Here is a 23,902-nt window from a genome sequence, read left to right as displayed (position 1 = left end):
CCCTCGTCTTCGATACCCTAACGATATTGTCTACCGTAACGGGAGAGTCAAGAGACATTCAGAAAATAGTTGGCAGCCTATTGGGAAATAGGTACTTGAAGCTCTACAACTACATTGTTGTAATCGTGAAGATGATTTTCTCTTCCGAATAGGTGCAGCTCACGTACCGGACCGGTTTGTGTATATCCATTGACCCCGAGCCATGTAAAAAGTGCTAGAATCCCATCTCCAACCCCCATGAATGGCCCTTTGTAAATCAGGCTTGCCACCATGGACTCAGCTGGAATTTCATATATGGTGATGGGGCCAGTTGGGCGTAGGTAGGCTAATGAATCAAAACTAAACCCCACTTCAATGTCGAAATTCTCCTCGATAAACTCCGTCATATGATACAGAACGTACTCTTGCTGCATATGGCCGATCGATGCCCGGCCCCCCAGCCCTTCCTCGAGCTCCTCGAACATCTGACAGCGGTAGACGGGCATATCCTGTACGCGAGGTACGATTCGGCGAAGCCCGGCTATATAGAGCGCTGGTACTTGCTTAATCCCAACTTCATAAGCAGGCTTCTCACCCAGTCGTTCTAGTTGATGCAATCTAGACTCAATGCGCGCCATTTGTTGGGCAGCTTCCTCTATCTGATTCGCTAGCTCCGCTTTCTTCTTATGCATCATTTGCTTCATGTCGTCCATTGTGAGTGCTTGATCGATCATCGTCGCGATCTCATCTAACGAAAACCCCGTCTCCTTCAGCACCAAGATATGATGAATTCGAATGAGCTGTTCATAGGTGTAATACCGATAGCTAGTCACGGTGTCGATATATGCAGGCTTTAGCAATCCGCGCTCATCGTAATGGCGCAGGGTACGTATGGTCACCTGTGCGATTTTGGAAAAGAGTCCGATTCTAATGAAATTCGACATCGCCATCCACCTTTCAAATCCTGTCCTTATATATCTCCATTATACGGATTTCATTGGGAATAAAGTGAACAAGTTCAAGCTTGCCCCCTCCGGACATAACATTTTAAGCAAATTCTCAGTCCACCTTCAGCGTTTCCTCAATTTGGCATGTCATAATCGCCTGTGGGCTACCTACACTTTCAAATTGAAGTTCCAAACAGCGCTGCAAGCAAGAAAATGAACACGAACCCCAACGGTACGTTGGATATTCTGATTTAGGCCATTACATGAGAACAAGGGACTGTACTTTGACAAGTACGTCCCTTTTTGTATACAGCAGCGGCCTTGCGGGCATCCTTTTGGCCGAACATAAGATTAACTGTATTTTATACAGCTAATTTCAACGCCATTTCGTCTTTCAATAAAGTAACTGGAATTTCTCCATCTAATTTCAAGAATTCCAGAGAAAATGAGTGAAAACGGATGATTTAACTGTATATTTTCCATTTAATCGTCGATTTCGGAAGAATTCGCAAGATTTAACTGGATAATTTCCATTTAATCGGGTAGGCGGGCGAAGAGCGAGCGGTGGCTGCGAACAGTAAGCGGGAAATCACGTGAAGTGTGATTTTCTAGGCACACATATTGGGTAAGCTTCGCTTACCCAAACATATAAAGAGGCACCCTCTGGGTGCCTCTTCTTTTACGCGAGAATCGCTTTCTTCGCAGACTCTAGTGCCCCAATGACCTTGTCGCACCACACATCGAATTCCGGATCTTCCTTCTGCAGCTCAGGATTAGCCAAAATATGAGCGATCGTCCGTTTCATCCCTTGATCAAATCGCGTTGTAGCCACGAATTCGGGCACAAGCCGCTTCAACTTCGCGTTGTCGAAAACAACGGAGTTCGCTTTATCCCCAAGCAAGCCTCCACGGTAGTCCTGTGCACTGCAAGCGTCAAGGAACTCAGACGACACATGCACCGCGTGAAGCTTCACGCCAAGCGCATCAGCGATCGCTTCGTAGATCTGATTCCACGTTAATGTCTCATCCGTTGTAATATGTACAGATTCCCCAATGGCGTGAAGATTGCCCATGAGACCAATGAATCCTTTTGCAAAATCACTGTTATGCGTCATCGTCCATAACGATGTTCCGTCACCGTGAATGATCACTGGCTTGTTTTCCAGCATACGCTTGGCCACCTGCCAGCTCCCTTTCGTCCCGTGGACGCCAAGTGGAATCGAGCGCTCATCATACGTATGACTTGGTCGAATAATCGTAATCGGGAAGCCTTGCTCCCGGTATTGTTTAACTAAATACTCTTCACAGGCGATTTTATTTCTGGAATAAGCCCATAAGGGGTTGGATAATGGCGTTCCTTCCGTAATCCGGTAATCAGATAATGGTGTTTGATACGCGGAAGCCGAGCTGATGAAGATGAACTGCTTCGTTTTGCCTTGAAAAAGTCGGTAATCCCGCTCCAGCTGAGACGGCTCGAACGCGATAAAATCCGCGACAACATCAAACGATAAGTCCGCGATCAGCTTCGCCACGCGCTCCTCGTCGTTAATGTCCGCCTGCAGGATGCGTGCACCTTCTGGCAAGTCCGCATTGCGCGTGCCTCGATTCAACAAATATAGCTCACAACCTGCGGCTAGCAGTTGTTTCGTAATCGCCGAGCTGATGGTGCCCGTACCGCCAATAAATAGTGCCTTCATGATTTCGCCTCCGTTATTTCCATATTCATGTATGTATTACGCCTGATTCGTCAGAACTGTGTCTGTCAGCTGCTTATATTTCACATACCAGCCATTCCACATATCCTTACGTGAGGCAATCGATCTACCCTCTAGCAACGCCTCTATGACATCTAAACACACGTGCCACCCAGCCAAATCTCTTGGCGTGTGCTCCGTTATTTGATGTAAGTACTCACTGAACACAAGACGACATCCACCGCCTGGCTCCGCATGAAGTTCGAAACGAACACGATCCTCATCCCACGTAAACGCCAACACCTGATCTTGGCTAAGCTCAAGGATGTCCATAGGAATAACCGTCCCATCAGGCATATTGAACTTTATCACTCCGCCTTCACGGAGTTCGCCTACCTCTAACTCGGGAAACCACTGCGTTAGCTTGTCATTTTCCGTCAACCATGACCAGACTTCCTTCACATCATGCTGCCAATGACGCTCATAACGAGCCAAATATCCTCCTTGAGCGGGTTGCAGATCAGCTATCATACGATGCCTCCTCCATTTTGTCCTATCAAAAAGTACAACCGAGTGTCCTAGCTTCATCTTACCTGTAGATGCGGGTTCAAATCAAGAAATAGCGCCAAGTGGAGGAGTTCCTTCGCATGCATAGCAAAAAAGCCGAGGTTAGGGCCCCGGCCTTTCTGTTCATGCTTTTATGCTTTTTTCGCGGACCAAAGGGACTCGATTTCTTCCAGAGATCTACCTTTCGTTTCAGGCACAACTCGCATGGTGAAGACGAACGTCACCAAGGAAAGGATGCCGAAGATCCAGAAGGTTATCGCGGGACCAGCAGAGCTAAGCAATGGAGGGAACGTCTGCGAGACCACATAATCTGCGATCCACAGTGCCATCGATGCGATAGCCGTGGCTTTGCCGCGAATACGATTCGGGAAAATTTCGGACATAATCACCCAAACAACAGGCCCTAAGGACACCGCGAAGGAAGCTACGTAAAGTAGGATAAAGACCAGTACAAGATTGCCTGATGTGTGCCCCGTGTGGAACGCGATGCCTATCACCGCCAAGCAGACCGTCATTGAAGCGGAACCGACCAGCAGCAGCACTTTCCGACCCACTTTATCAATGAGCCAGATGGCAAGGATTGTGAAGAGGAAATTGATTAATCCAACCAAAATCGTCTGCGTCAGCGCAGCATTCGTGCCTGTGCCGGTTTGTTTGAAAATCTCAGGCGCATAGTACATCACCGCATTGATGCCAGTCACTTGCTGGAGAACGGCCAAGCCCACACCGACGATTAATGCTAGCCGCAGCGCTGGGCTGAATAGTTGGCGAATGGAACCATTTTCTTGTTTAAAAGATTCCTTGATCTCCATCACTTCTTTTCTTGCCAGTTCTTCCCCATGAATGCGAAGGAGGATCGGAAGTGACTCCGCTGCTCTTCCTTGCTTGATTAACCATCTCGGGCTTTCGGGTACGAAGAAAAGTAGAACTAAGAACACTAAGCCAGGAAATGCTCCAAAGCCGAACATCCAACGCCAGCCCGTCGCAATATTCCAGGCTTCATCCGAATGATTCGCAATGCTGGTATTGATGAAATAGACGAGGAAAATTCCCGTCACCGTAGCAAATTGATTCAATGCCACAAGTCGGCCGCGATATTTCGCAGGTGCAATCTCCGCGTTATACAGCGGGCAAAGCGTTGAGGTGATCCCAATGCCGAGTCCGCCAATGATACGCGCAATAATATACCCTGTGAACGTATCCGGGATCGCAGATCCAATAGAGCCAATAATGAATAACAGCGCCGCTGCAATGAGCACCTTTTTCCGACCGAAACGATCACTCAGGACACCAGATGCTGCTGCACCCACGATGCACCCAATAATTAAGCTGGAAACCGCCCAGCCTACCTCCACTTCGCTTAGCGTAAAGCGTTCTTTCATGAAACCAACTGCTCCCGATACAACAGCCGTATCGAACCCGAACAGAAGCCCGCCGAGCGCAGCAACGATGGACACAAGCGTGACGAATTTTATGCTAACTTGTTGACTTGAATTGTCTATATGTGCACTCATAATGATGGTCCCTTCTGACGTCTACCGCATCTTCATGCGAGTCTTTGATCTTACGTTTTGTGTGAAGCGAGACTCATTATAGCATGGGCTTTATGACAGCTGGGGAACCTTTCCCTGCACTAATTTGTGATATACCAGCATAAAAATATTCCTTCTCAGACTCGCGCCTCTTCTCAGCCTCCGGCTAGCACAATCTTGTCCCGAAATAGCAAAATAGTCCTTGCACAAGCATGGACTATTTTTCCTTATAGCCCCGTACGATATTCCGTAGGGGTAACACCTGTTACCTTTTTGAATACGCGGCTGAAATAATTCGGATCTTTATATCCGACCAAATAGCAAACTTCCTTTAGGCTAAGATGACCCTCGCTAATAAGCTCCTTGGCCCTCTCGATGCGTAGTCGTGTCACATAGTCGATGAAAGTTTCGCCAGTTTGCTGTTTGAACACTTTGCTAAAATAATGGGGATTCAAGTGGACAAGCTCAGCAACATCCTCGAGTGAAATGTCCTCCTGAAGCTTCTCATGAATGTAAGTCAGCGCGCGATCTAGCACGGTCCACGTATGGTGTTCACGCTCCTCGCGAATTCGCCGAATGGCTAGCTCCACGTAGGTACGCTCCGATGAATTGTCAGCGGTACGCGGTTCGGCCAAACCTCGTTGCCCTTCTGCAGGGAGCCCTTTCAGTTCCTCGAAGGACCGCAGGTTGCCCCACTTTTTATCATACGTCGCCGCAAAAACAGCTTCAAAGTAGGACGTGCGGATCCCCTCCAACTCATATCGAATTGATCCGATGCCAATATTCACATCAATGCTACGTACTTGCCGCAGATGTTCTACGAGCTTCACACCTAGGGAAGCCGCTTCTTCCCGCAAAACCTCCGTATTCAGCTGAGCGCGGTCTACTAGAAAGATGGCCATATGCCAATGCACCATCGAGCTGACTACACATCCGACGCGATTCTTGAGATAACCTTTCGTGAAGGTTTTAACGGTTTCGTAGATTTTCTTTTTAGCAGCTCCTACTTCCTTGTCGGATATATGCCCCGGCTCTGGCAGAGCCAGCACTAACCCGCATCCCTGTTCGGTGGATATCTCCAGTATTTCCGCCAAATACCCGGCATCTGTTTCATTCACAGAATCGGACATAATGACCAGCGCCATTTCCGTTTCGGCCAACGGGAGCAACTGAAAATAGTTATCCCGCATCGCGAGCTCCCCCTCTCGCTTCCGCCCTTCTTGCTCAATTTCGGCAACTAAGCGCTGCAGGAGCTCAACGATCTGATCCCTTTTGGCCGGCTTGACTAGATAGTCCTTAACCCCTAAGGATAGCGCCTCTCTCGCATACTCGAATTGCTCGTAGGCGGTCACTAACACCATTTTCGTCTGAGGATGTCCCGCTTTGATTTCTCTTAATGCCTCCAACCCCTGAATACCCGGCATGCGGATATCCATCAGGATGATGTGGGGACGGTGCTCGTCCGCTTTTTGAATTGCAGTGCGGCCGTTCTCCGCATGAATGACCTCAAATATATTCGGCATCATCCGTCCGACGATCCATTCGATGCCTTCTCTCTCTAACGCTTCATCATCGGCGATCAGTAAGCGATACATCTCCAACCTCCTTTCCTTCGGCCGGCAGCCGCAGGACGACCTTCGTCCCTCGTCCAGGATCACTTTCAATGCGCACGAGATCCTTTTTGCCATAAAATAAAGCTAAGCGTTTGAACACATTTCGTGTCCCTAAACCTGTGGACTGGCCATTGGGGTGGGAAGCCTGAAGTTCCCCGTCCACATCAAGCAGCGCTTCACGGGTCTCCTCGCTCATTCCAACCCCATTGTCTGAGATCGCGACTAGCGTTTCACCGCTCCCTTGTGTAATCGTAAGCTGAATGACAGCTCCTTCTTCCATTCCCTCGATGCCGTGTACGAACACATTCTCAAGTATCGGCTGCAGCGTAAGCATCGGTACAGGAACGCCCAGGCCGCCCTCATCAATATCCAGTACAAACTGTATGCGATTGCGGAACCTTGCTTGCTGAATGGTGAAATATTGCTTGGCGTGGTCCACCTCATCCCTAAGCCTCACAGGTCGATCTAGCTTTCGTAAATTATATCGGAGTAGATTCGACATGGTGACCGTCAAATCGCTCGTTTGCTCAGCGCCCTCCAACAGGGCAAGCTTGGACAACACATTCAAAGAATTGAAGAGGAAGTGCGGGTTCATTTGATTTTGCAACACCTCGAGCTCCATTTCTTTCAACTGCTTGTCTTTCTCCAATCCTTCCGTTTCCTTCACAATAAGCGCTTTGAGATTATCTTGCATATGTCCAAAAGCTCGCGCTAACACACCAAACTCATGCTCTGCAGGCAAGTGAGGAATGGGCGCATGCAGATCACCGTTCGACATTTGTTTCGCCACCTGAGCCAGCTGGCCAATCGGTCTTGAGATGCCCCATGAAATGCGATAAGCAAGCACAATACTGATCAAGGTAGTCAGAATGAAAATAACGACACCCCACTGATTCATCCCCTCCGTATGATTCAGGATTTGCCGATAGAGTGGCTGATAGTAGCTCAACTCCAAATCAATCAACTGGTAGCCTTCCTGTTGTATGAATGTCGCTGTCCGTTCTGCTTCTTCATAAAAGGCTGTATACGCTAGCGAATCTGGGCTGCTGGCTGCCTGGATCACGCCTGCTTCTTGTGTCATGAAGGTATCGACCATATGGGTATAGCTGCGGAACGTGAGGTCGGTCGCTGGAATCGTGTTTTGTGAAGCTAATTTCTGCTGCAATACCTCCAACGCCTCCTTCTGGCGTAAAAAGGCCAACCGGCTGTCCTCGCTACGGTCCACGATATAGCCGTTCATAGCACGAAGATTGTCCTGCGTTTGCCCGGCAATTTGCTTGTACAATAATACCCGATTAAGCATAACATTATAGCTTTCCTGTACGGATCTGCCACTATGAAAGATGAAGTAAGCCACGGCATTATTCAAAATAAACAGCGCAGGCAGCACGATAAACAGCATGCGACGTATGTTCACGGGGAACTCACAGAAGTTAGCGTCGTCGCATCGAGGATGTAGGTGCCTGTAACATGTTGTTGCGGTAACGCCGCCCCTTTGAAATACGAATCTAATAGCTGTACAGATACTGCACCTATTTCGTGAGGTTGCTGCACAATGGAAGCCTTGATGCTTCCTTGGCTGATTCCCTGCTTCGTCGCTGCCACATCATCGAAGCCGAACACGAGCGTGTCATCCCGATGCGCTGCTTTCACCCCTTCCGCGATGCCTGCCGCGTCTAAGGAGCTGAAGCCCACCATCGTCTGGATGGCGGGATATTGCTTGAGCATCGCCTCCGCCTGTTTGGCCGCCTGAATCCGAGATATATTCGATGAGCGAATATCTATAATTTCAAAATGTGGCATATCCGCAATAGCAGCACGGAATCCCTCTAAACGCTGCTGCTGATTCTCCGCCTGCTCACTTCCGATAACAACGCCGATTCGCCCCTTGCCGATTGCTGCCCCTGCTACGAGCTCCCCCATCCGTCTGCCCGCTTCCCGATTATCCGTGCCCACATAAGTCAATCTTCGGCTTTCCGGTTCATCCGCATCTAACGTAATCACAGGAATGCCTTGATCGATCGCTTTGCTGATCAACATGTCATACTGCGGCTCCTTAATCCCTTGCACAAGAAGGGCATCCGGTTTCGCTGCAATCGACTTCTCCAACAGACTCGTTTGCTCAGTTGGATTGATACGGATTGGACCCAAGTAATCAATCTTCATACCACGGCTTGCTGCGGCTTCACTCGCGCCCTTCTCGACCGTTCGCCAGAATGGGTTGTCCAGCTCTTGGGCGATGAGCACAATGTGTTTGAACGGCTGCTGAGCCTCGCTACGCGGCTCCATCTGTCCCACGAGCTGGCCAATATGAGCGGTGGATAGGAGAAATTGAAGCATCACATAGCAAAAAACGAGAAATAAGCCCAGCAGACCGAGCGTCCAGCTTCTATTTCGCATGGTGGCACCTCCTAATCAGCGCATTCGTCCGCTAGGGGACGCTTTTTGTTTAGTATGAACCCGGTGAGGGTTGCACATGCAGGGTTTGCCATAAGGAGGAACATTTAGGGGCTGGCTTGTGAAAGAATGCACATAGTCGTGAATTTGGATGAGAAAACGAGAGCGTGAGCGTGGACTTAGCTTTGAGCAGCTAGTTGCTGATTAGCTGGAAAACCTCCATCTATTTTCACCCAAATACCCTCGAAATGTGGATAGATGGATTTCATACAGGTAATTCCTCTATATCCGGCTCAATTGGGCATATGTGCTCGAATTAGCTGTAGGTTTTCCAGTTAATCGGAGAAATGGGCTGAAATCACTGGAAATAGCTGTATGTTTTCCAGTAAGTTGAGACGGTGGTGCTTCTAAGAGTCTTCAGTAAGTCCTTGGCGGAATCGACAGCGGACCCCAGAGAGTCCCCCGTGGGTACTCAGAATGTCCTTAAAGTCCTCAGAAAACCCCCGCCCCTCCTACTCTCCTGCACATCGAAAGACTTTCGTAAGATTTAGGAAAGAGTCCTGCATGATGTGTCTAGTAAGATAAGCGTATGAAACTTATTGGAGGTACACATATGAACCGTTTGAGCATTCAACCCGTTGTCGAAGTACGCAATCTGACGAAGCGAATTCGACATAAGAACATCGTGGATCAGATTAGTTTTGAGCTTTTTCCGGGCGAGGTATTCGGCTTTCTCGGGCCCAATGGTGCTGGCAAAACAACAACCATCCGCATGATGGTCGGCCTCATCGGCATGAGCGATGGTGATGTCGCAATCAGCGGCCACAGCATTCGCACTAGCTTCCAGGAAGCGATTCGACACGTAGGCGCGATTATCGAGAATCCCGAGCTCTACAAGCATCTCACCGGGATGCAAAATCTGAAGCAATTCGCTCGCATGGTGGGGAATATTCCCCAGAGCCGCATCGACCAGATCGTGCAGCTAGTCGGGCTCTCAGCCCGCATTCACGATAAAGTGAAGACATACTCGCTCGGCATGCGCCAACGGCTAGGCATCGCCCAGGCCCTGCTCCATCAGCCCGCCGTGCTCATCCTTGATGAGCCAACCAACGGTCTTGACCCGGCAGGCATCCGCGAAATGCGCCAGCTCGTCCGTAAGTTAGCCGCTGAAGAAGGCATCGCGGTGATGGTCTCCTCTCATCTGCTCGCCGAAATGGAGCAAATGTGCGACCGCTTCGGCGTCGTAATCGAAGGGCGTTTGCGAACGACCTTCGCACTTGCAGACTTTCAGACGCAGACGAACACACAAACACTCGAAGAGAAATATATCGAGCTCACGGAGGTTGCCAACTATGCTTAATTTCATCAAACTCGTGCAAAATGAGGGCATTAAGATCTTCACCAAAATCGGAACTTGGGTGATGATTGCCTTCATTCCGATTCTTGTTATCGCAGTAGCCTTTCTCTGTAAGTATGCGAATCAAGACGAGCTTACCGTGAACAATGTGTGGGAGTTCTTAGACTTGTGCCTTTCCGCCATTCCAAATCTCATGGATATTGTCACATTGTTTACGATTATCGTTGCCGCGGGCATCGTAGCCTCCGAGTTCTCCGGCGGTACGATCAAATTACTACTGATCCGGCCCTTCAGCCGCTCAACGATCTTACTTTCCAAGTTCGTGACCGTCCTATTGTTCGGGGTGGGCCTTATGCTATTACTTGTATTAACCACTTTTCTTACAGGTGGCATGTTTTTCGGATTTGACGGTGCTTCCGAGCTTCATGCCGGGGCTGCGTTCTCGAATGTGGCTTACTCCTGGAAAGCTATCGGCTACAGCGGCATCGAAATGATCGTCATGGTCACACTAGCGTTCATGTTCTCTTCTGTTTTTCGTGCAAGTTCCATGGCCATCGGGATTTCCTTGTTCTTCTTATTGACCAGCGGGCAATTAGCCTACGTGCTCAAACAATTTGAATGGTCCAAATTTCTGATTTTTGCCAACACGAATTTGCTGAGTTATGTGGATGGCAAACCGCTCATAGCCAGTATGTCTTTATCTTTTTCCTTGATGATGTTGGCCTGTTATCAGCTGCTCTTCCTCGCTCTAGCTTGGTATGTGTTCGCGAAGCGTGATGTTTCTATATAAGCTGCATCCGTTTCATTATGAGCGGACAAAGCAGTATACTGGAAGCATATGACATAAAGGTGGAAATGACATGGCTAATCACATTTTGCTTGTAGAAGATGACCCGGCAATTGCTGAAATGGTCCTGGGCCATTTAACCAAAGAGAGTCTCACCGTTCGACATGCCCCTGATGGGGAGGCGGCGCTGCGGCTCTTTGCCGAGGAAGCTTTTGATATGATACTGCTGGATCTGATGCTGCCTGGAGTCGATGGCATGGAAGTGCTGCGCAGGGTGCGGAGCGGAAGTACTGTGCCTGTGCTCATATTGTCCGCGAAAGATAGTGATGTTGAGAAAGCATTGGGTCTCGGCTTTGGAGCAGATGACTACTTAGCGAAGCCATTCTCTCTTATTGAGTTGTCGGCACGTGTAAAAGCAATTTTGCGGCGGGCTTCCCAATATGCCAGTCCTTCAGCACAGGCTGAGCACGCCCTCTTGCGCATTCATGAGCTGACGCTTCATCCCGATGAGCATCTCGTGACCAAAAATGACACGCCTCTCAATCTCACTGCGAAGGAGCTTCTTATTTTAAAACTATTGATGTCCCATCCCAAACGCGCCTTCTCCAAGGAGCAAATCTATCGCTCGGTATGGAATGACGCTTATTATGACGATGTGAATGCGATTCAGGTCCATATTTCCCGCCTACGGGAGAAGATTGAGGACGATCCTGCGCACCCGCGTTACATTAAGACCGTATGGGGGATTGGTTACAAAATGGGGGATTTCTGATATGGACATTGTATGGCCCAGCCTGTGTATCCTTCTTGGAATAGTCATCTTCGTTCAATTGAAGATCAGAATCGACCAATCGCGTCATCTCCGCTATTTGCAAACGAAACTAACCGATATTCTTGATCAGGAATCTTCAGAGAAGGTTCATCTCCATACCGATTCCACCCAGCTCCAACGCTTACTCATTGTCATAAACCGACTCCTCGATGCGAATCGCAAAGTGGAAGCTGACTATACTCGCAAGGAAAATGCGATCAAAAAGATGGTCGCTAACATGTCCCATGACTTGAAAACACCGCTTACGGTTGTGCTCGGCCTGACAGAAACACTCGTACATGACCACGCTGCCAGCGAGGAGGAGCGGAAGCGACTCTCCCTCAAGGTTCACGAAAGAACGCTCGACATCCTCAATCTGACAAATCAGTTTTTCGATCTGGCGCGATTGGAATCAGGTGATCGACCTGTCCCTTTATCCAAAATCAATCTGAGTGAGGCTTGCCGGAACGGCATTCTTTTCTATTACGAATTAATTGAGTCACAAGGTCTCGAAGTCGATGTCGCCATACCCGAAGAGCCGATCTATGCGTATGGGAATGCGGAGGCACTCGGACGTGTGCTGCAAAATCTACTCTCCAACGCGATTCGTTATGGAAACGATGGCGGGATTATTGGCGTCACGTTGCGACAAGACACGGACAGCGTCTATATCGACGTGTGGGATCAAGGTAAGGGGATTAACGAGCGAGATCGCCAGAATGTTTTCGAACGCCTTTATACACTTGAGGATTCCAGAAACCAGACCTATCAAGGCAGCGGCCTAGGTCTCACGATTACGAAGCGGTTAGTTGAACTCATGGAAGGGAGTATTTCCCTGGACAGTATTCCTCATGTGAAGACCGTATTTACGGTCCGTTTTCCCACAATCCGCTTTTGAAAGGAACCTTATGTGATGAGCCTTATTCTTCAAACGAAGCAATTGTCTAAAAGGTACAAAAAGACCGAAGTTGTCTCCGGAGTCAACATGCGCGTGCGTCGTGGCGAGATCTACGGTTTCCTGGGCCCGAATGGTGCGGGCAAAACAACGGTCATGCGTATGCTTACGAATTTAATCCCGCCGACTAGCGGTGAAATTGAATTGTTCGGGGCTCCACTAACCCCCCACTCTTACGAAACGATGAAACGGATGGGCAGCATTATTGAATATCCGATCTTCTATGACCATCTGACTGCACGTGCTAATCTGGAGCTGCACTGCGAATATATGGGCTATTACGATAAAACTGCTATACATGAAACACTCGATCTCGTTGGATTGTCCGACATTGGCAATAAACCCGTGAAGGATTTCTCACTTGGCATGAAGCAGCGTCTTGGCATTGGCCGGGCCATCTGTACGAAGCCCGAGCTGCTCATCCTCGATGAGCCCGTCAATGGCATGGATCCATCGGGGATTCGTGAAATCCGTGATCTATTTCGCATGTTGAGCAAGGAATTTGGCATGACGCTGCTCATTTCCAGTCATATTTTACAGGAAATTGAGCAATTGGCTGATACAATCGGCGTCATTAACCATGGAAAGCTGCTCGAAGAGGTATCCATGGAACAGGTTCGTGGACGTCATAACGAGTATACGGAAATTGTCGTGACGGATGTGCCGCGGGCTGTGCTTGTCCTGGAAGATAAGCTGGCTATCGTTAATTATAAAATTATGGACCACAGCACCATACGCATCTATGATCCTCGTCTTGCCCCTGTAGAGCTGAATCGCTTACTTGTGCAGCATGAGATTGGCGTCGAGGCGCTGAACAAAAAGACCCGCTCGCTCGAAGACTATTTCCTCGGGGTCATCGAAGGAGGAAACCATGATGCTATGGAAGCTCATTAAGCTGGAACTGAAGAAAACGAAGTGGCGGGGACTTTTACTTAGCGCCGTGATCACCAATCTCATGGTAGCACTATGGGTCATAGGTAGCGATGTACCTAATAATGAAATCATAAGCTATGACCGAGCTTTCCAGAGCATTATGAACTATGCTGGGATTACCTTCATTATTTTCGGTTCCGTGCTAATGTCCCGAATGGTCATTGACGAGTATCGAAACAAAACGATTACCCTTCTCTTCGCCTACCCCGTGCCTCGTAAACAGGTATTCTTGGCCAAGTTGATCATTATAGGGGCTTGGACCTTCGCTACGGTGCTATTCAACAATGTTTTCGTGTTGCTCTCACTTCTATTCTTCAATTCGCATAACCATTACATTACCGAAACGCTAACCAACGACCGGCTTATGAAAGAAGCGATTCGCATCCTGATTTTCGCTTTTGCATGTGGGAGCGTGTCGCTAATTCCGCTCTATTTCGGCATGATTCGGAAGACAATGCCTGCCTTAATCGTGAGTTCATTCTTTCTATCTAACGCTACGATGGTTATTGTCAATAACATCTCCGTCGAGGATAGTTACGGAAAATACTTAATGGCAGCCTTGCTGTGCTTCACGCTCGGGGTTCTTATGGCCTACGCGGGCGTGCGGAGGAGTCAGTTGTAGGCTGGCTTTTCAAACATTACCCTATAGAGCCCGTATCTGAGCGCTCCTCGCTTTGATAGGGCTTTTTTCACTACATATGAACTGCATGATGTCCATCTATCTGTACAAACTAGGACAAACAACCAAATTTATCAGTTTGACAGTACTTTATCAGTGCTTCTATAATAGTTCGTATACGAATTATTCGCCCACGAAATTTAATTGAAGGAATGAATGAACATGGATGATCAGCAGCAACAGCGTACCCTTGAAATCATTCGGTCCGCACGAGAGGTCAAACAAGCCTTCCACCAGGTGATGAGTAAAGCTTACCAGCATTTAAATATCACACCGATTCAATCATTCGTCCTTCGAAAGCTGAGTGAGAAACCTGGCATTACCCTATCGGAGTTAGCCGAATGTATTCAATTGGGTAAAAGCACGACGAGCGGCATTATCGATCGCATGGTCAGAGATCAACTGGTATCCCGCGAACAATCCAGCACTGACCGCCGTTCGGTCACCCTTAAACTGCTAGACAAGGGTGAGCTGCTGCTTCAACGCGTGCGAGAAAACCAAGTGGAACGCATGTCTCCGCTCTTACAAATGTCCGATGATGAAATCGACAGTTTGCTTCGTATTCACCAAAAAATTGTGCGCATCCTGCACCAAGAACTGGAGGAAGATTCTACGTATGAGTAATGCCGTCACGAATACCCTACGAAGAGGCCCAATTGTTGCCTCCCTGCTGATCGCGGCTTTTGTCGCCCTATTAGCTCAAACCTTATTGAATGTCGCCTTGCCGAGCATGATGAAGGATTTGAATGTCAATGAAAACACCATTCAATGGTTGATCAATGGTTATATGCTCGCAAACGGTGTTCTCGTCCCGATCAGTGCCTTTCTCATTTCTCGCTTTACGACGCGAAATCTATTCTTAGCAGCATCCGGATTTTTCGCACTTGGCACCATCATTTGTGCCTTCTCCCCCGGCTTTAGCCTTTTATTAACCGGGCGTCTCGTTCAGGCGGTTGGTGCTGGTATTCTCATGCCGCTGATGACGATCGTGTTCCTAACGATTTTCCCTGTTGCGGAACGTGGGAAAGCCATGGGTCTTATGGGTCTTGCCATGATCTGTGCGCCTGCTATCGGACCGACATTATCTGGCTGGGTCGTTGAGCATCATTCCTGGCGTGTGCTCTTCTACATCATTTTGCCATTATCTTTATTTGCACTGGTTTTCGGCGCTTTTTCCATGAAAAATGTGATCAAAACGTCTACACCTAAATTCGATATTCTTGGCGTTATTTTCTCTACTCTCGGCTTCGGTGGTTTGTTATACGGATTTAGTGATGCTGGATCCGATGGTTGGGGCAGCGCCACTGTTGTTAGTTGCTTAATTATTGGTGCCGTAGCCTTGCTTCTATTCGTATGGCGTGAGCTTAAAATAGAAAAACCACTTCTCGAGCTTCGCGTGTTCAAATACAGCATGTTCTCCTTAACCACTGTCATTAATGTCATCATTACGATGGCGATGTTTTCTGCAATGGTCTTGCTGCCGATCTTCTTGCAAAATATCCGTGGATTCTCACCGTTGGATTCAGGCCTATTGCTTCTGCCTGGTGCTATCCTGATGGGCATTATGTCCCCTGTGACGGGTATTATTTTTGACAAAATCGGAGGACGCTGGCTGGCTGTTATCGGTTTGACGATTACAACGATTACAACTTACGAATTCAGTCACCTTACTGTTGATTCTACGTATTCCCATCTCATGCTGATTTACACCCTTCGGATGTTCGGGATGTCCATGCTGATGATGCCCATTCAAACAGCGGGCTTGAATCAACTGCCAAGACGTCTGAACGCGCATGGCTCGGCAATGTCCCAGACACTGCGAAATGTCGCGGGGGCGCTAGGTACAGCGCTGCTGGTTACAATTATGACGAATACAGCGACTTCCCACGCGAAAGACCTTGTTATAGCTGGCAAAATCGATCCCAAAGACGCGGCAGCTATGGCCGATGTTACGCATCATGCCACGGTATATGGGATCAATTTCTCCTTTGAAATCGCAACATGGATGACGCTCGCCGCGCTGGTGCTGGCCTTCTTTATTAGAAAGACTACCCCAGCCGAAGAACCTCATGTAGAAAAAGCTGCATAAGGGTAAAATAGAACGACAAAAAGGTCATCTGTGAAGATGACCTTTTTCGCTATGCCTGATTAGTTAATAAATTGCGCATATTGCAGCAATCTCTTCAGCATAACAACCGCTTGTGCGCGGCTAGCATTGGCAGATGGAACGAATGTGCTATCCGTCATACCGGAGATAATCCCCGCTTTCACGGATTGTGAAACAGACGTTTTCGCCCAACTGCTAATTTCTGAGTTGTCGTTAAATTTGTTCAATAATTCTGCTTGACCTTCAACTGTTTTACCCGCTGCGCTTAACGCTTTCGCTACCATAACGGCCATTTGCTCACGTGTGATCGGCGCGTTAGGCTGGAAAGAACCATCTTCAAAGCCGCTCACTAGCTTTGCCTTCACAGCAGCACCAACAGCACCTGCGTACCAATCCGCTGCACCCACATCATTGAATGAGGCTGCTCCTGCATTTGACGTCAAAGCCAACGCACGTACGAGCAACGTTGCAAACTCAGCGCGAGTGATATTCGCATCTGGCGCAAAGCCTGTATCGGTTGCACCGCTAACAACCAGCTTGGAAGCAAGCAATTCGATGTCCGACTTTGCCCAATGTCCTTTGATATCATCAAACGATTTGAACGATGTAATCACGGAATAAATACTGTTTCCGTTTCTTTTGATATTCGCATCTGTTGTTCCATCCGAATTCACCGTGAACAAGGTAGGCACGAAAGAAATTTCCCCCGTAATTGGATCATACAGGACACCCGTCGCATTCTCGGGCTTAATCGTACCTGAATACACAATTTGTCGCTCCACGTAGACGCTGCCGAAGTCGTTCACATCAACTTTTTTGTTGATACTCTCAGCTGTAATACTGAAATCAACAGAATGTCCTAACGAGGTAGCACCTTCTTCTGCCGCACTCTCTTGAATCTTCTTCTCAATGTCCGTTCCCATTACCGAAATATTCAAGTGGAGAGTCATGCTTGAACTGTCCGTACCCAGGGACTTAGCAAGGTTTGCTAGATCTAACACAGATAGAGGAAGCAGGTAAGATTCCTTACCGGAATAAATGCGGATTAGAGCATCCGGCGCGCTCTTCATGCCTTCTACAAGAACAGAAGCTGGAATATCAATTGTTGTCTTACCATTTGATTCAATAGCACCGATTTTGATCGCGATAATTTGCTTTTCTTCGGTTTTACCTTGATTTTTGAGCTGAACAAACGCATCGCCTAATAATTTGTTATCAATCGTCACGGTTGTCGTCGACTTCCCGTCAGGACCTGTCACATTGTTCGATTTAACGGCGTCGGGATTGATTTCGACATTGTTAGGAGTTACCGTGTTGCTGACAACCGGACCACCACCACCTGTGCCTCCTGTGCCTCCTGTGCCTCCTGTGCCACCTGTGCCTCCAGTTCCGCCTGTACCTCCAGTTCCACCTGTGCCTCCAGTTCCGCCTGTACCTCCAGTTCCACCTGTGCCTCCAGTTCCGCCTGTACCTCCAGTTCCGCCTGTACCTCCAGTTCCGCCTGTACCGCCTGTACCTCCAGTTCCGCCGCTTGGAGCCGCCGTAACAACAAGATCTTCCGTATCTACGGTATCGGCTTGTCCAGCTACGACTTTATACGTACCAGGCAGCTCACTGCCACCCAAAATGAACGAATCCAAGAATGTTCCATTCGTCACTTTAACAATATTGAAGTAAACCACACTTCCTGTAGGGCGAATGACCTTCACGATTACTTCGGAATTCGTAGAAGTTCCTGAAATGTTAACTGTTCCGCCTGGGTGTATAGATGTAATGGCCATTATGTCAGTAGATAGTACAACTGGGCTTGCCATTACTGCTAATGGTGCTATTGCCGTACTAGCCAATGCGATTGATAAGGCTATCGATGAGTTCAAAATTAGCTTTAAAGGTTTCACTTTTTCATTTCCTCACTTTCTTTAATACTGAAACTGCCCAAATAGGGCAGTTTCAGTGTGCTGTTTATGCATTAAATTTTAATCATTAAACATACCGCCATTGACTAATACATCATATTCCGCATCTGTAACTAGCGTTGCCAAGTTGACACCAACACTTAATTCACTGCTGTTAAATTCGTTAACTACGAAAACTCTAACTCTATAATTGGGATTTGTTGCCACATCCTGCACGTTAAAGTTAGCTGTAAATGTTCCACTTTCGAAATAGTCGGATTCAGCAGCTATAATACTTACTGGTTCATTTCCATTCAATAATTGGAAAATGACGTTCAGATGGCCACCATATTCGTTTTCCACAATCCTAGCCTTGACAGTGATCCCATTTGTTGCATATAGTTTGACCGGTGCTATGAAGTAGGAATCTTGACTTTTAATTGCTCTCATAAAGTCTGAAGTGCTAGTATTAAACCCGTCTGAGTATACATGGATTCGATAATATCTGCTATTATTTTCAAAAACTCCTTGATGAATCGTAAGTTTCCCCGCACTTATTGTGTATTCGCTAGGTGACAGAATTCTTTCTGAACTGCCTCCCCAATACTCATTTTCCTTTAGGACAACCTTCTGAATTTTACTTCTCCACACTGAATTGTCTTCAAATGTCAGGGCAGTTGGCGCATTGCTGAACAACGCTCCACTTAAATAATAAGGAAAAAGATTTGTGTAAATATCTCCGGTAATGACATCTGTTTTCAACACAACGCCTGCTGTATCTTTAAGCTTATTTGCAGCAATTTTAATTTGCAGATTCCCTTCGACAACATGAGCAAAGTAAACAACAACATTATTGTTATTATCTACACTTACAACATCTTCTGTTTGTAGAGGAAGAAAATTAACTCCTCTGTCCGTTGAGTAAGTTACGAAATCCTTCAAGTGTGAACCTGTTTCATTGATTGTATTATCAACTAAAATTCCTTGCCCTTCTGCTGTAATGAAACGAATCTGAACGGAATGCTGACTCGTTAAGTATGCATAATACATTTGAGGTTGGTAGAAATCATTCGGTGTTACTGGATCCGTTACTACTACTTCTTCTAGTACATTATTGTACTCATCTGCAATTGTATTTGCAGGTATATAGATCTGAATATTACGATCAGCTAGAGGATTCACGAAACGAAGAACAACTTTATTATCCGTATACGTAACTTGTGTGACAGAATCTAGCACTACAGGCATGCTACCATCTGTGGATACCAGAATAGCATCATGAAGGGCTTCCAACGATCCCAGGTTGTTTTTAATTTTTTTATCAAAATAAATAGTATAATCATGATTCAGATTATCAATTGTTGCATTCACATATTGAGGTGGAGCGATTGTTGATACATCAATGAACCTCGTAGTGACTCCAGTGTATAACACATTATTGTTAACATCCTTTAGCGCTCCCGAGGAAACAAAGATTTTGTTTTGGGATCCAGCGAGCGGTGTAGACAGGGTCACGACCAACGTCTTCCCGGATACAGCAGCAGAATCTCCTTCGGATAACCCGCTAAAGCCGGAGCTATCACTTCTATTAATCGTGATATAGTTATTGAGATTTGAATGTGTCACAGGCGTAATGCACGGCATCGGTATTGGCCCCATAGGTCCCGGCATCCAAACTGGAGGACAGTCCGTCCACGTTTGGTTATCCACAATCGCCTCATCAAAGGTCAACGTCACTTTATTTCGCTCTGCGTTGACTTCCACCCCTTGATAGACAGGTGCTGTACGATCACTTATTTCAATAGTACCAGACGTTAATGCACCATTAACAAGGCCAATGCTGTTCTTCAAGGCACCCGCCGCGATGTGAACTACATAGTTGCCAGGAGCTAACGATTTGAAGAAATGAACATAAAAACCTTCACCAGTTCCAGCAGTATCATTAGCAGCTAAAGCTACAGGCGTACCCCCATCTTTGGAAATCGTAATCGCAGCTTTCAAGTCAGCATCACTAAGGTTACTCAGTACATATTGATTGTTAGCGAAATCGAAATATAAATTTGTATTCGGGATGCTATCATTGCCAACGTAAATTCCACTAATTTGAATCGGATTCAAATTCAATCTCGCACAAATTCTATTATTTTCAACACCGTTATCACTCTTCAAAGCCCCGCTTAATATATCAATTCGTGGATTAGCAGTTAGTGCCTCAGCAACGGTAATGATCAACTGATTCCCTGTTACACTAATTGGATCTTGATTCGTCAGAAAACCGCCGTTCACTTTAACATAGTTGTACACGTCGTTCGTCACTGTAGTCACATTCTTGTCGAATGTGAACGTAACCGTCTTCAAATCCTCGCTGATAGCCATACCATCTAGCGAAGGATTCTCTACATCAAGAGCAGCAAATTCTGGGCTGAGGATAACTCCATTCTGACCTTGAAAAGCACCCTCCCTAATACGGATTTGGTTCTTGTCTCCTCCTAAGTCATAATCCAAATGAATAATTACTGTATTACCAACAATTTCACTATAGGCCTCATACTCATCATCAGCATTATAAAATATGCCCTCGTATGATGCTCTTACGTCAATCTTATCTGCCCAACCCTCATCTATTCCTTGAACTGGCCCGTCAAATGTTAGTGTCACATCATAGTTGTTATTGCTTATTACTGGTTTACCAACCAATCCAATCGGAGTAGGATCTTGCCCCGTAGCAGCATAAGCCGTACCCGCAAAGCTCGTACTAAACGGTGAAATGACCACCGCTAAAACTAGCAGAAAAGATAATAATCTTCCCATTACTAGCTTCCTTACTCCCTGATTTTTCTTTAACATGGAACAACCTCATTCCTATCGATTTTTGTCATAACTCTATTTCTACTGGCAATTATAGACTTTACACCTACAAATGAAATGTAACTAAAGTTATAGTTTTGAAAATAATGTCGAAAAACCCATACTTATGGCAGGTATGGGCGTTTTATTCCTATGTAGTTAGACCTATCAAGTTAACATTCTCAACTCTTTCATTCTAGCAACTGTTTGTACGCGTCGTTTAATGCCTAACTTTCCATATAAGCGATTGATGTGTCCTTTTACCGTGCCTTCCGTTAGTCCGAACCGTTCGGCAATTTCCATATTGGACAACCCATCTACGATGGCTAAAGCGATATCCAGCTCCCGATTCGTCAGTGGATCAATTAGAGACTCGGATGAGGTAACTACCCTATCTACGTCTGGAACTATCTCCGCACGAGCCCGCTCCACCGTTTTAACCAATCTCTCCTGTACAACAGGCTTCACGATGTAATCGAAGGCATATACATCAAAGGCAGATAAGGCGTATTCCTTGTGAGAGGTAATGAACACGATTTTGGTCTCTCTCTCACTCGCCCGTACACGCTCCGCAAACTCCAAGCCATTTTCCCGCGGCATACTAATATCTACGAAAACCATGTCCACCTCGTGCGTGGTTAGGTAAGCGTAAGCTTCCTTCGCATTTAAAAAACAACCCACAACTTCGATGTCTGACATTTTGGCGAGCATCCGCTTCATGATGAGATGCATGGCCTTCTCATCGTCGATCAGGATGACTTTCATCTCTCTCGCCCTCCCTCATAACCTTCTAGTTTTGCTGACGCCTCAGGCCGTGTTGGTATAGTGAAATAAAACGTAGTTCCTTGCAAGGGTACACTCTCGAACCAGATTTCCCCACCATTTAGGTGAACAAACTCCTTGCATAGGGTTAACCCTAGTCCGACACCTCGTTCTCCAGCGGTTCCCATTGACGAAGCTGGATAGGACTCTTTTAACAAAGTACTAGCCTGATCGAATGTTATGCCTGCCCCTGTATCGCTCACCGAAACTACGACGACATCTGCTTCATAGGCGACTCGTAACCGGATCGTGCCTCCGATAGCCGTGAACTTAATCGCATTGGATAACAAATTACGGATAATGAGATCCAGCATTTCTTTATCTGCGTACACGTACGTATCCATAGGAATTTCATTGATCATCTCAAGCTGCTTACTCTCACTGCGGACCTTCATCATACGCAAGTTTGTCTGTATGGTTTGTGCCAAGTCTCGTTCAACTGGGTTGAAAATCATGCCACCTCTCTGACTTCGAAACCAGTCGAGTAAACTCTCTACCAACGTAAACGTATTCTGAATCTGTTGGCTCATTTCAAGTACAATCTCTTCATAATCCCCCTCGACATCGCGCAAATCGTCTTCCATAATTTCTACTAAATTGATAAGGACAGCCAATGGATCACGAATATCATGCGCCACGACGTTAAACATTTTGTCCTTGAAGGTATTCAGTTCACTTAATTGCCTAGCATTATCGCGTAAAATCTCCTCCGATCGTACCATTTCCGTGACATCGCTTATCAAGAGCATTTTGCCGGCAGGCTTTTGCGCATGATCATGAATATAGGACATGTGAACATTATAGAATCGCCTATCCGCTAAACCCGATATTGGAATCTTACTTTCCATTGAGGGTCCCTGTAATACCCTTTCAAGCAACATCGGGAATTGAGAGAAAATCTGACCAGCTGGCTGCCCGATCCAATTCGGATCAATGCCTGCAATAACACGCTTCGCTGACTGGTTGAAGCTAGTCAGGATGTTATCCAAATCAAACACCATAACCGCATCCTGCATGGATGCAAACACCTTTTGCAGTGCCAAGGGCGCTAACCGCAGCATATTGAATTGGTAGATCCCCCATAAATAGAAGATGCCTGAGAATATAAAGCCGAATGGGGAAATATCGATTGGCAGGTAGAAGAAACCGCTTAAATATATCAAAGTAAAGCCGAACGGGCCCCATGAACCAATAATCATAAACGCGATTTGTTTCTTCATTCGGGGTGTTGCTTTACGGAACATTTGGATCAACATACCCATACCGACTACAAAAAATGAATACGAGTAAGCAACATGCAGCTTGTATAGCGGTCCTTTTTCCATGGTAACGAGAGGGAAGCCTTCGGAGTAATCTAATCTCATACTTGAATAAAATAAATGATGCCACTCATTCGTATTATGGGAAATAAATGTGGTCATCGGTACAATCATGAGGAGCGACACAACCCATTTGCTGACATATTTTTGTCGACCTGTATACTGTAAAACGAGCACGAACCACAGGATGGTGCCAAATGGAATCCCGATATATTCGATGCGCAACCAGAACTGTATTTGCTCTATCGATGTACTAACAACCTCAAAAGCGTAGCCGAAGGTGTAAAATGCTCCCGTTAACACGCCTAAACCATAGCTGATGGCAATGGGAAGCTCTCTTCTTTTCCAACAAAGGTAGGCAATGACTAATGAACAACAGGTCGCAGCAATCAGTAGGACGGATAAATATGCATTATAACTCATTGCTCTAGCCCCCATACGGGAATCATCTTTCATTCCGCATGTTCTATGTTATCAAACTTGCCATGAAATTTGTTGATTTTTAGCGAAATAATCTAACTGGTTACCTTTTACCTTTTCGGGTACCTTCGGAGTGAAAACTAGGTACTAAGTACCATATTTAATATGAAGTAGGATTCTGTAGAAATCTATCGAATTTTATTAAGGAAAGTAAATTTTACTAGAAGAAAGCAAATGTTTAC

20 protein-coding genes are annotated in these 23,902 nt (G+C 46.7%); 9 read left to right on the top strand and 11 right to left on the bottom strand.

Annotated elements, in window-relative coordinates; all coding sequences use genetic code 11:
- Positions 1 to 77 precede the first annotated feature (77 nt).
- The 7 genes from ACSQ8O_RS01915 to ACSQ8O_RS01885 form a co-directional block, all read right to left on the bottom strand.
- Positions 78 to 923: a MerR family transcriptional regulator gene (locus ACSQ8O_RS01915; RefSeq protein ID WP_436240242.1), complete on the bottom strand. Its 846-nt coding sequence runs from the start codon at positions 921 to 923 to the stop codon at positions 78 to 80.
- A 682-nt stretch (positions 924 to 1,605) separates the two neighbouring features.
- Positions 1,606 to 2,622, bottom strand: a complete 1,017-nt coding sequence (locus tag ACSQ8O_RS01910; protein WP_436240241.1) for an SDR family oxidoreductase — start codon at positions 2,620 to 2,622, stop codon at positions 1,606 to 1,608.
- Positions 2,623 to 2,658: 36 nt separating this feature from the next.
- A complete protein-coding gene (locus ACSQ8O_RS01905) occupies positions 2,659 to 3,150 on the bottom strand; it encodes an SRPBCC family protein (RefSeq protein ID WP_436240240.1) in 492 nt (163 codons plus the stop codon).
- 167 nt (positions 3,151 to 3,317) lie between these two features.
- Complete coding sequence (locus ACSQ8O_RS01900; RefSeq protein ID WP_436240239.1) at positions 3,318 to 4,700, bottom strand: sugar porter family MFS transporter; 1,383 nt, start codon at positions 4,698 to 4,700, stop codon at positions 3,318 to 3,320.
- 245 nt (positions 4,701 to 4,945) lie between these two features.
- Complete coding sequence (locus ACSQ8O_RS01895; protein WP_436240238.1) at positions 4,946 to 6,313, bottom strand: response regulator transcription factor; 1,368 nt, start codon at positions 6,311 to 6,313, stop codon at positions 4,946 to 4,948.
- Positions 6,288 to 7,748, bottom strand: coding sequence for a sensor histidine kinase (locus tag ACSQ8O_RS01890; protein WP_436240237.1), 1,461 nt, complete (start codon positions 7,746 to 7,748; stop codon positions 6,288 to 6,290). Before ACSQ8O_RS01890 ends, ACSQ8O_RS01895 begins: the two co-directional genes overlap by 26 nt.
- A complete protein-coding gene (locus tag ACSQ8O_RS01885; RefSeq protein WP_436240236.1) occupies positions 7,745 to 8,731 on the bottom strand; it encodes a substrate-binding domain-containing protein in 987 nt (328 codons plus the stop codon). Before ACSQ8O_RS01885 ends, ACSQ8O_RS01890 begins: the two co-directional genes overlap by 4 nt.
- 610 nt (positions 8,732 to 9,341) lie before the next feature.
- Here ACSQ8O_RS01885 and ACSQ8O_RS01880 point away from each other — a divergent pair.
- The 8 genes from ACSQ8O_RS01880 (at position 9,342) to ACSQ8O_RS01845 (ending at position 16,339) form a co-directional block, all read left to right on the top strand.
- Positions 9,342 to 10,088: an ABC transporter ATP-binding protein gene (locus ACSQ8O_RS01880; protein WP_436240235.1), complete on the top strand. Its 747-nt coding sequence runs from the start codon at positions 9,342 to 9,344 to the stop codon at positions 10,086 to 10,088.
- Entirely contained in the window at positions 10,081 to 10,875 is a 795-nt protein-coding gene (locus ACSQ8O_RS01875) for an ABC transporter permease (RefSeq protein ID WP_436240234.1), read from the top strand. Before ACSQ8O_RS01880 ends, ACSQ8O_RS01875 begins: the two co-directional genes overlap by 8 nt.
- A 70-nt stretch (positions 10,876 to 10,945) precedes the next feature.
- Positions 10,946 to 11,644 carry a response regulator transcription factor gene (locus ACSQ8O_RS01870; protein WP_056622468.1) on the top strand — a complete coding sequence of 233 codons (699 nt, stop codon included), beginning with the start codon at positions 10,946 to 10,948 and terminating at the stop codon, positions 11,642 to 11,644.
- A gap of 1 nt (position 11,645) precedes the next feature.
- A complete protein-coding gene (locus ACSQ8O_RS01865; protein WP_436240233.1) occupies positions 11,646 to 12,581 on the top strand; it encodes a sensor histidine kinase in 936 nt (311 codons plus the stop codon).
- A 15-nt stretch (positions 12,582 to 12,596) separates the two neighbouring features.
- The gene (locus ACSQ8O_RS01860; RefSeq protein WP_436240231.1) at positions 12,597 to 13,532 is read left to right on the top strand and encodes an ABC transporter ATP-binding protein; all 936 of its coding nucleotides are present in this window, start codon (positions 12,597 to 12,599) and stop codon (positions 13,530 to 13,532) included.
- Positions 13,510 to 14,193 (top strand): ABC transporter permease, encoded by a 684-nt coding sequence (locus ACSQ8O_RS01855; RefSeq protein ID WP_436240230.1) that lies wholly within the window; start codon positions 13,510 to 13,512, stop codon positions 14,191 to 14,193. Before ACSQ8O_RS01860 ends, ACSQ8O_RS01855 begins: the two co-directional genes overlap by 23 nt.
- A gap of 219 nt (positions 14,194 to 14,412) precedes the next feature.
- The gene (locus ACSQ8O_RS01850) at positions 14,413 to 14,874 is read left to right on the top strand and encodes a MarR family winged helix-turn-helix transcriptional regulator (protein ID WP_056622476.1); all 462 of its coding nucleotides are present in this window, start codon (positions 14,413 to 14,415) and stop codon (positions 14,872 to 14,874) included.
- Positions 14,867 to 16,339 (top strand): DHA2 family efflux MFS transporter permease subunit, encoded by a 1,473-nt coding sequence (locus tag ACSQ8O_RS01845; RefSeq protein ID WP_436240229.1) that lies wholly within the window; start codon positions 14,867 to 14,869, stop codon positions 16,337 to 16,339. Before ACSQ8O_RS01850 ends, ACSQ8O_RS01845 begins: the two co-directional genes overlap by 8 nt.
- Positions 16,340 to 16,398: 59 nt before the next feature.
- Here ACSQ8O_RS01845 and ACSQ8O_RS01840 read toward each other — a convergent pair whose 3' ends face one another.
- Entirely contained in the window at positions 16,399 to 18,138 is a 1,740-nt protein-coding gene (locus ACSQ8O_RS01840; protein ID WP_436240228.1) for an S-layer homology domain-containing protein, read from the bottom strand.
- Between ACSQ8O_RS01840 and ACSQ8O_RS01835 the strand changes: the two genes are divergently transcribed.
- Positions 18,131 to 18,280: a hypothetical protein gene (locus ACSQ8O_RS01835; RefSeq protein WP_436240227.1), complete on the top strand. Its 150-nt coding sequence runs from the start codon at positions 18,131 to 18,133 to the stop codon at positions 18,278 to 18,280. The two genes, ACSQ8O_RS01840 and ACSQ8O_RS01835, sit on opposite strands and share 8 nt — an antisense overlap.
- A 53-nt stretch (positions 18,281 to 18,333) precedes the next feature.
- Here the strand turns inward: ACSQ8O_RS01835 and ACSQ8O_RS01830 are convergent, their stop codons facing one another.
- The 3 genes from ACSQ8O_RS01830 to ACSQ8O_RS01820 form a co-directional block, all read right to left on the bottom strand.
- A complete protein-coding gene (locus ACSQ8O_RS01830) occupies positions 18,334 to 21,063 on the bottom strand; it encodes a hemoblobin-interacting domain-containing protein (protein ID WP_436240226.1) in 2,730 nt (909 codons plus the stop codon).
- 204 nt (positions 21,064 to 21,267) lie between these two features.
- Positions 21,268 to 21,864, bottom strand: a complete 597-nt coding sequence (locus tag ACSQ8O_RS01825; protein ID WP_436240225.1) for a response regulator — start codon at positions 21,862 to 21,864, stop codon at positions 21,268 to 21,270.
- On the bottom strand, positions 21,861 to 23,663 hold the full coding sequence (locus tag ACSQ8O_RS01820; protein ID WP_436240224.1) for a histidine kinase N-terminal 7TM domain-containing protein: 1,803 nt from the start codon (positions 23,661 to 23,663) through the stop codon (positions 21,861 to 21,863). Before ACSQ8O_RS01820 ends, ACSQ8O_RS01825 begins: the two co-directional genes overlap by 4 nt.
- Positions 23,664 to 23,902 lie beyond the last annotated feature (239 nt).

This window comes from Paenibacillus sp. LjRoot56, from assembly GCF_964253335.1.
Taxonomy (GTDB): domain Bacteria; phylum Bacillota; class Bacilli; order Paenibacillales; family NBRC-103111; genus Paenibacillus_E; species Paenibacillus_E allorhizoplanae.
This window is presented reverse-complemented; position numbering and strand designations above follow the sequence as displayed.

Coding starts and splice junctions, on each gene's coding strand:
- ACSQ8O_RS01915 (WP_436240242.1), bottom strand. CDS start 923: ATGTCGAATTTCATTAGAATCGGACTCTTTTCCAAAATCGCACAGGTG.
- ACSQ8O_RS01910 (WP_436240241.1), bottom strand. CDS start 2,622: ATGAAGGCACTATTTATTGGCGGTACGGGCACCATCAGCTCGGCGATT.
- ACSQ8O_RS01905 (WP_436240240.1), bottom strand. CDS start 3,150: ATGATAGCTGATCTGCAACCCGCTCAAGGAGGATATTTGGCTCGTTAT.
- ACSQ8O_RS01900 (WP_436240239.1), bottom strand. CDS start 4,700: ATGAGTGCACATATAGACAATTCAAGTCAACAAGTTAGCATAAAATTC.
- ACSQ8O_RS01895 (WP_436240238.1), bottom strand. CDS start 6,313: ATGTATCGCTTACTGATCGCCGATGATGAAGCGTTAGAGAGAGAAGGC.
- ACSQ8O_RS01885 (WP_436240236.1), bottom strand. CDS start 8,731: ATGCGAAATAGAAGCTGGACGCTCGGTCTGCTGGGCTTATTTCTCGTT.
- ACSQ8O_RS01880 (WP_436240235.1), top strand. CDS start 9,342: ATGAACCGTTTGAGCATTCAACCCGTTGTCGAAGTACGCAATCTGACG.
- ACSQ8O_RS01875 (WP_436240234.1), top strand. CDS start 10,081: ATGCTTAATTTCATCAAACTCGTGCAAAATGAGGGCATTAAGATCTTC.
- ACSQ8O_RS01870 (WP_056622468.1), top strand. CDS start 10,946: ATGGCTAATCACATTTTGCTTGTAGAAGATGACCCGGCAATTGCTGAA.
- ACSQ8O_RS01865 (WP_436240233.1), top strand. CDS start 11,646: ATGGACATTGTATGGCCCAGCCTGTGTATCCTTCTTGGAATAGTCATC.
- ACSQ8O_RS01860 (WP_436240231.1), top strand. CDS start 12,597: ATGAGCCTTATTCTTCAAACGAAGCAATTGTCTAAAAGGTACAAAAAG.
- ACSQ8O_RS01855 (WP_436240230.1), top strand. CDS start 13,510: ATGATGCTATGGAAGCTCATTAAGCTGGAACTGAAGAAAACGAAGTGG.
- ACSQ8O_RS01850 (WP_056622476.1), top strand. CDS start 14,413: ATGGATGATCAGCAGCAACAGCGTACCCTTGAAATCATTCGGTCCGCA.
- ACSQ8O_RS01845 (WP_436240229.1), top strand. CDS start 14,867: ATGAGTAATGCCGTCACGAATACCCTACGAAGAGGCCCAATTGTTGCC.
- ACSQ8O_RS01835 (WP_436240227.1), top strand. CDS start 18,131: ATGGCCATTATGTCAGTAGATAGTACAACTGGGCTTGCCATTACTGCT.
- ACSQ8O_RS01840 (WP_436240228.1), bottom strand. CDS start 18,138: ATGGCCATTACATCTATACACCCAGGCGGAACAGTTAACATTTCAGGA.
- ACSQ8O_RS01830 (WP_436240226.1), bottom strand. CDS start 21,063: ATGGGAAGATTATTATCTTTTCTGCTAGTTTTAGCGGTGGTCATTTCA.
- ACSQ8O_RS01825 (WP_436240225.1), bottom strand. CDS start 21,864: ATGAAAGTCATCCTGATCGACGATGAGAAGGCCATGCATCTCATCATG.
- ACSQ8O_RS01820 (WP_436240224.1), bottom strand. CDS start 23,663: ATGAGTTATAATGCATATTTATCCGTCCTACTGATTGCTGCGACCTGT.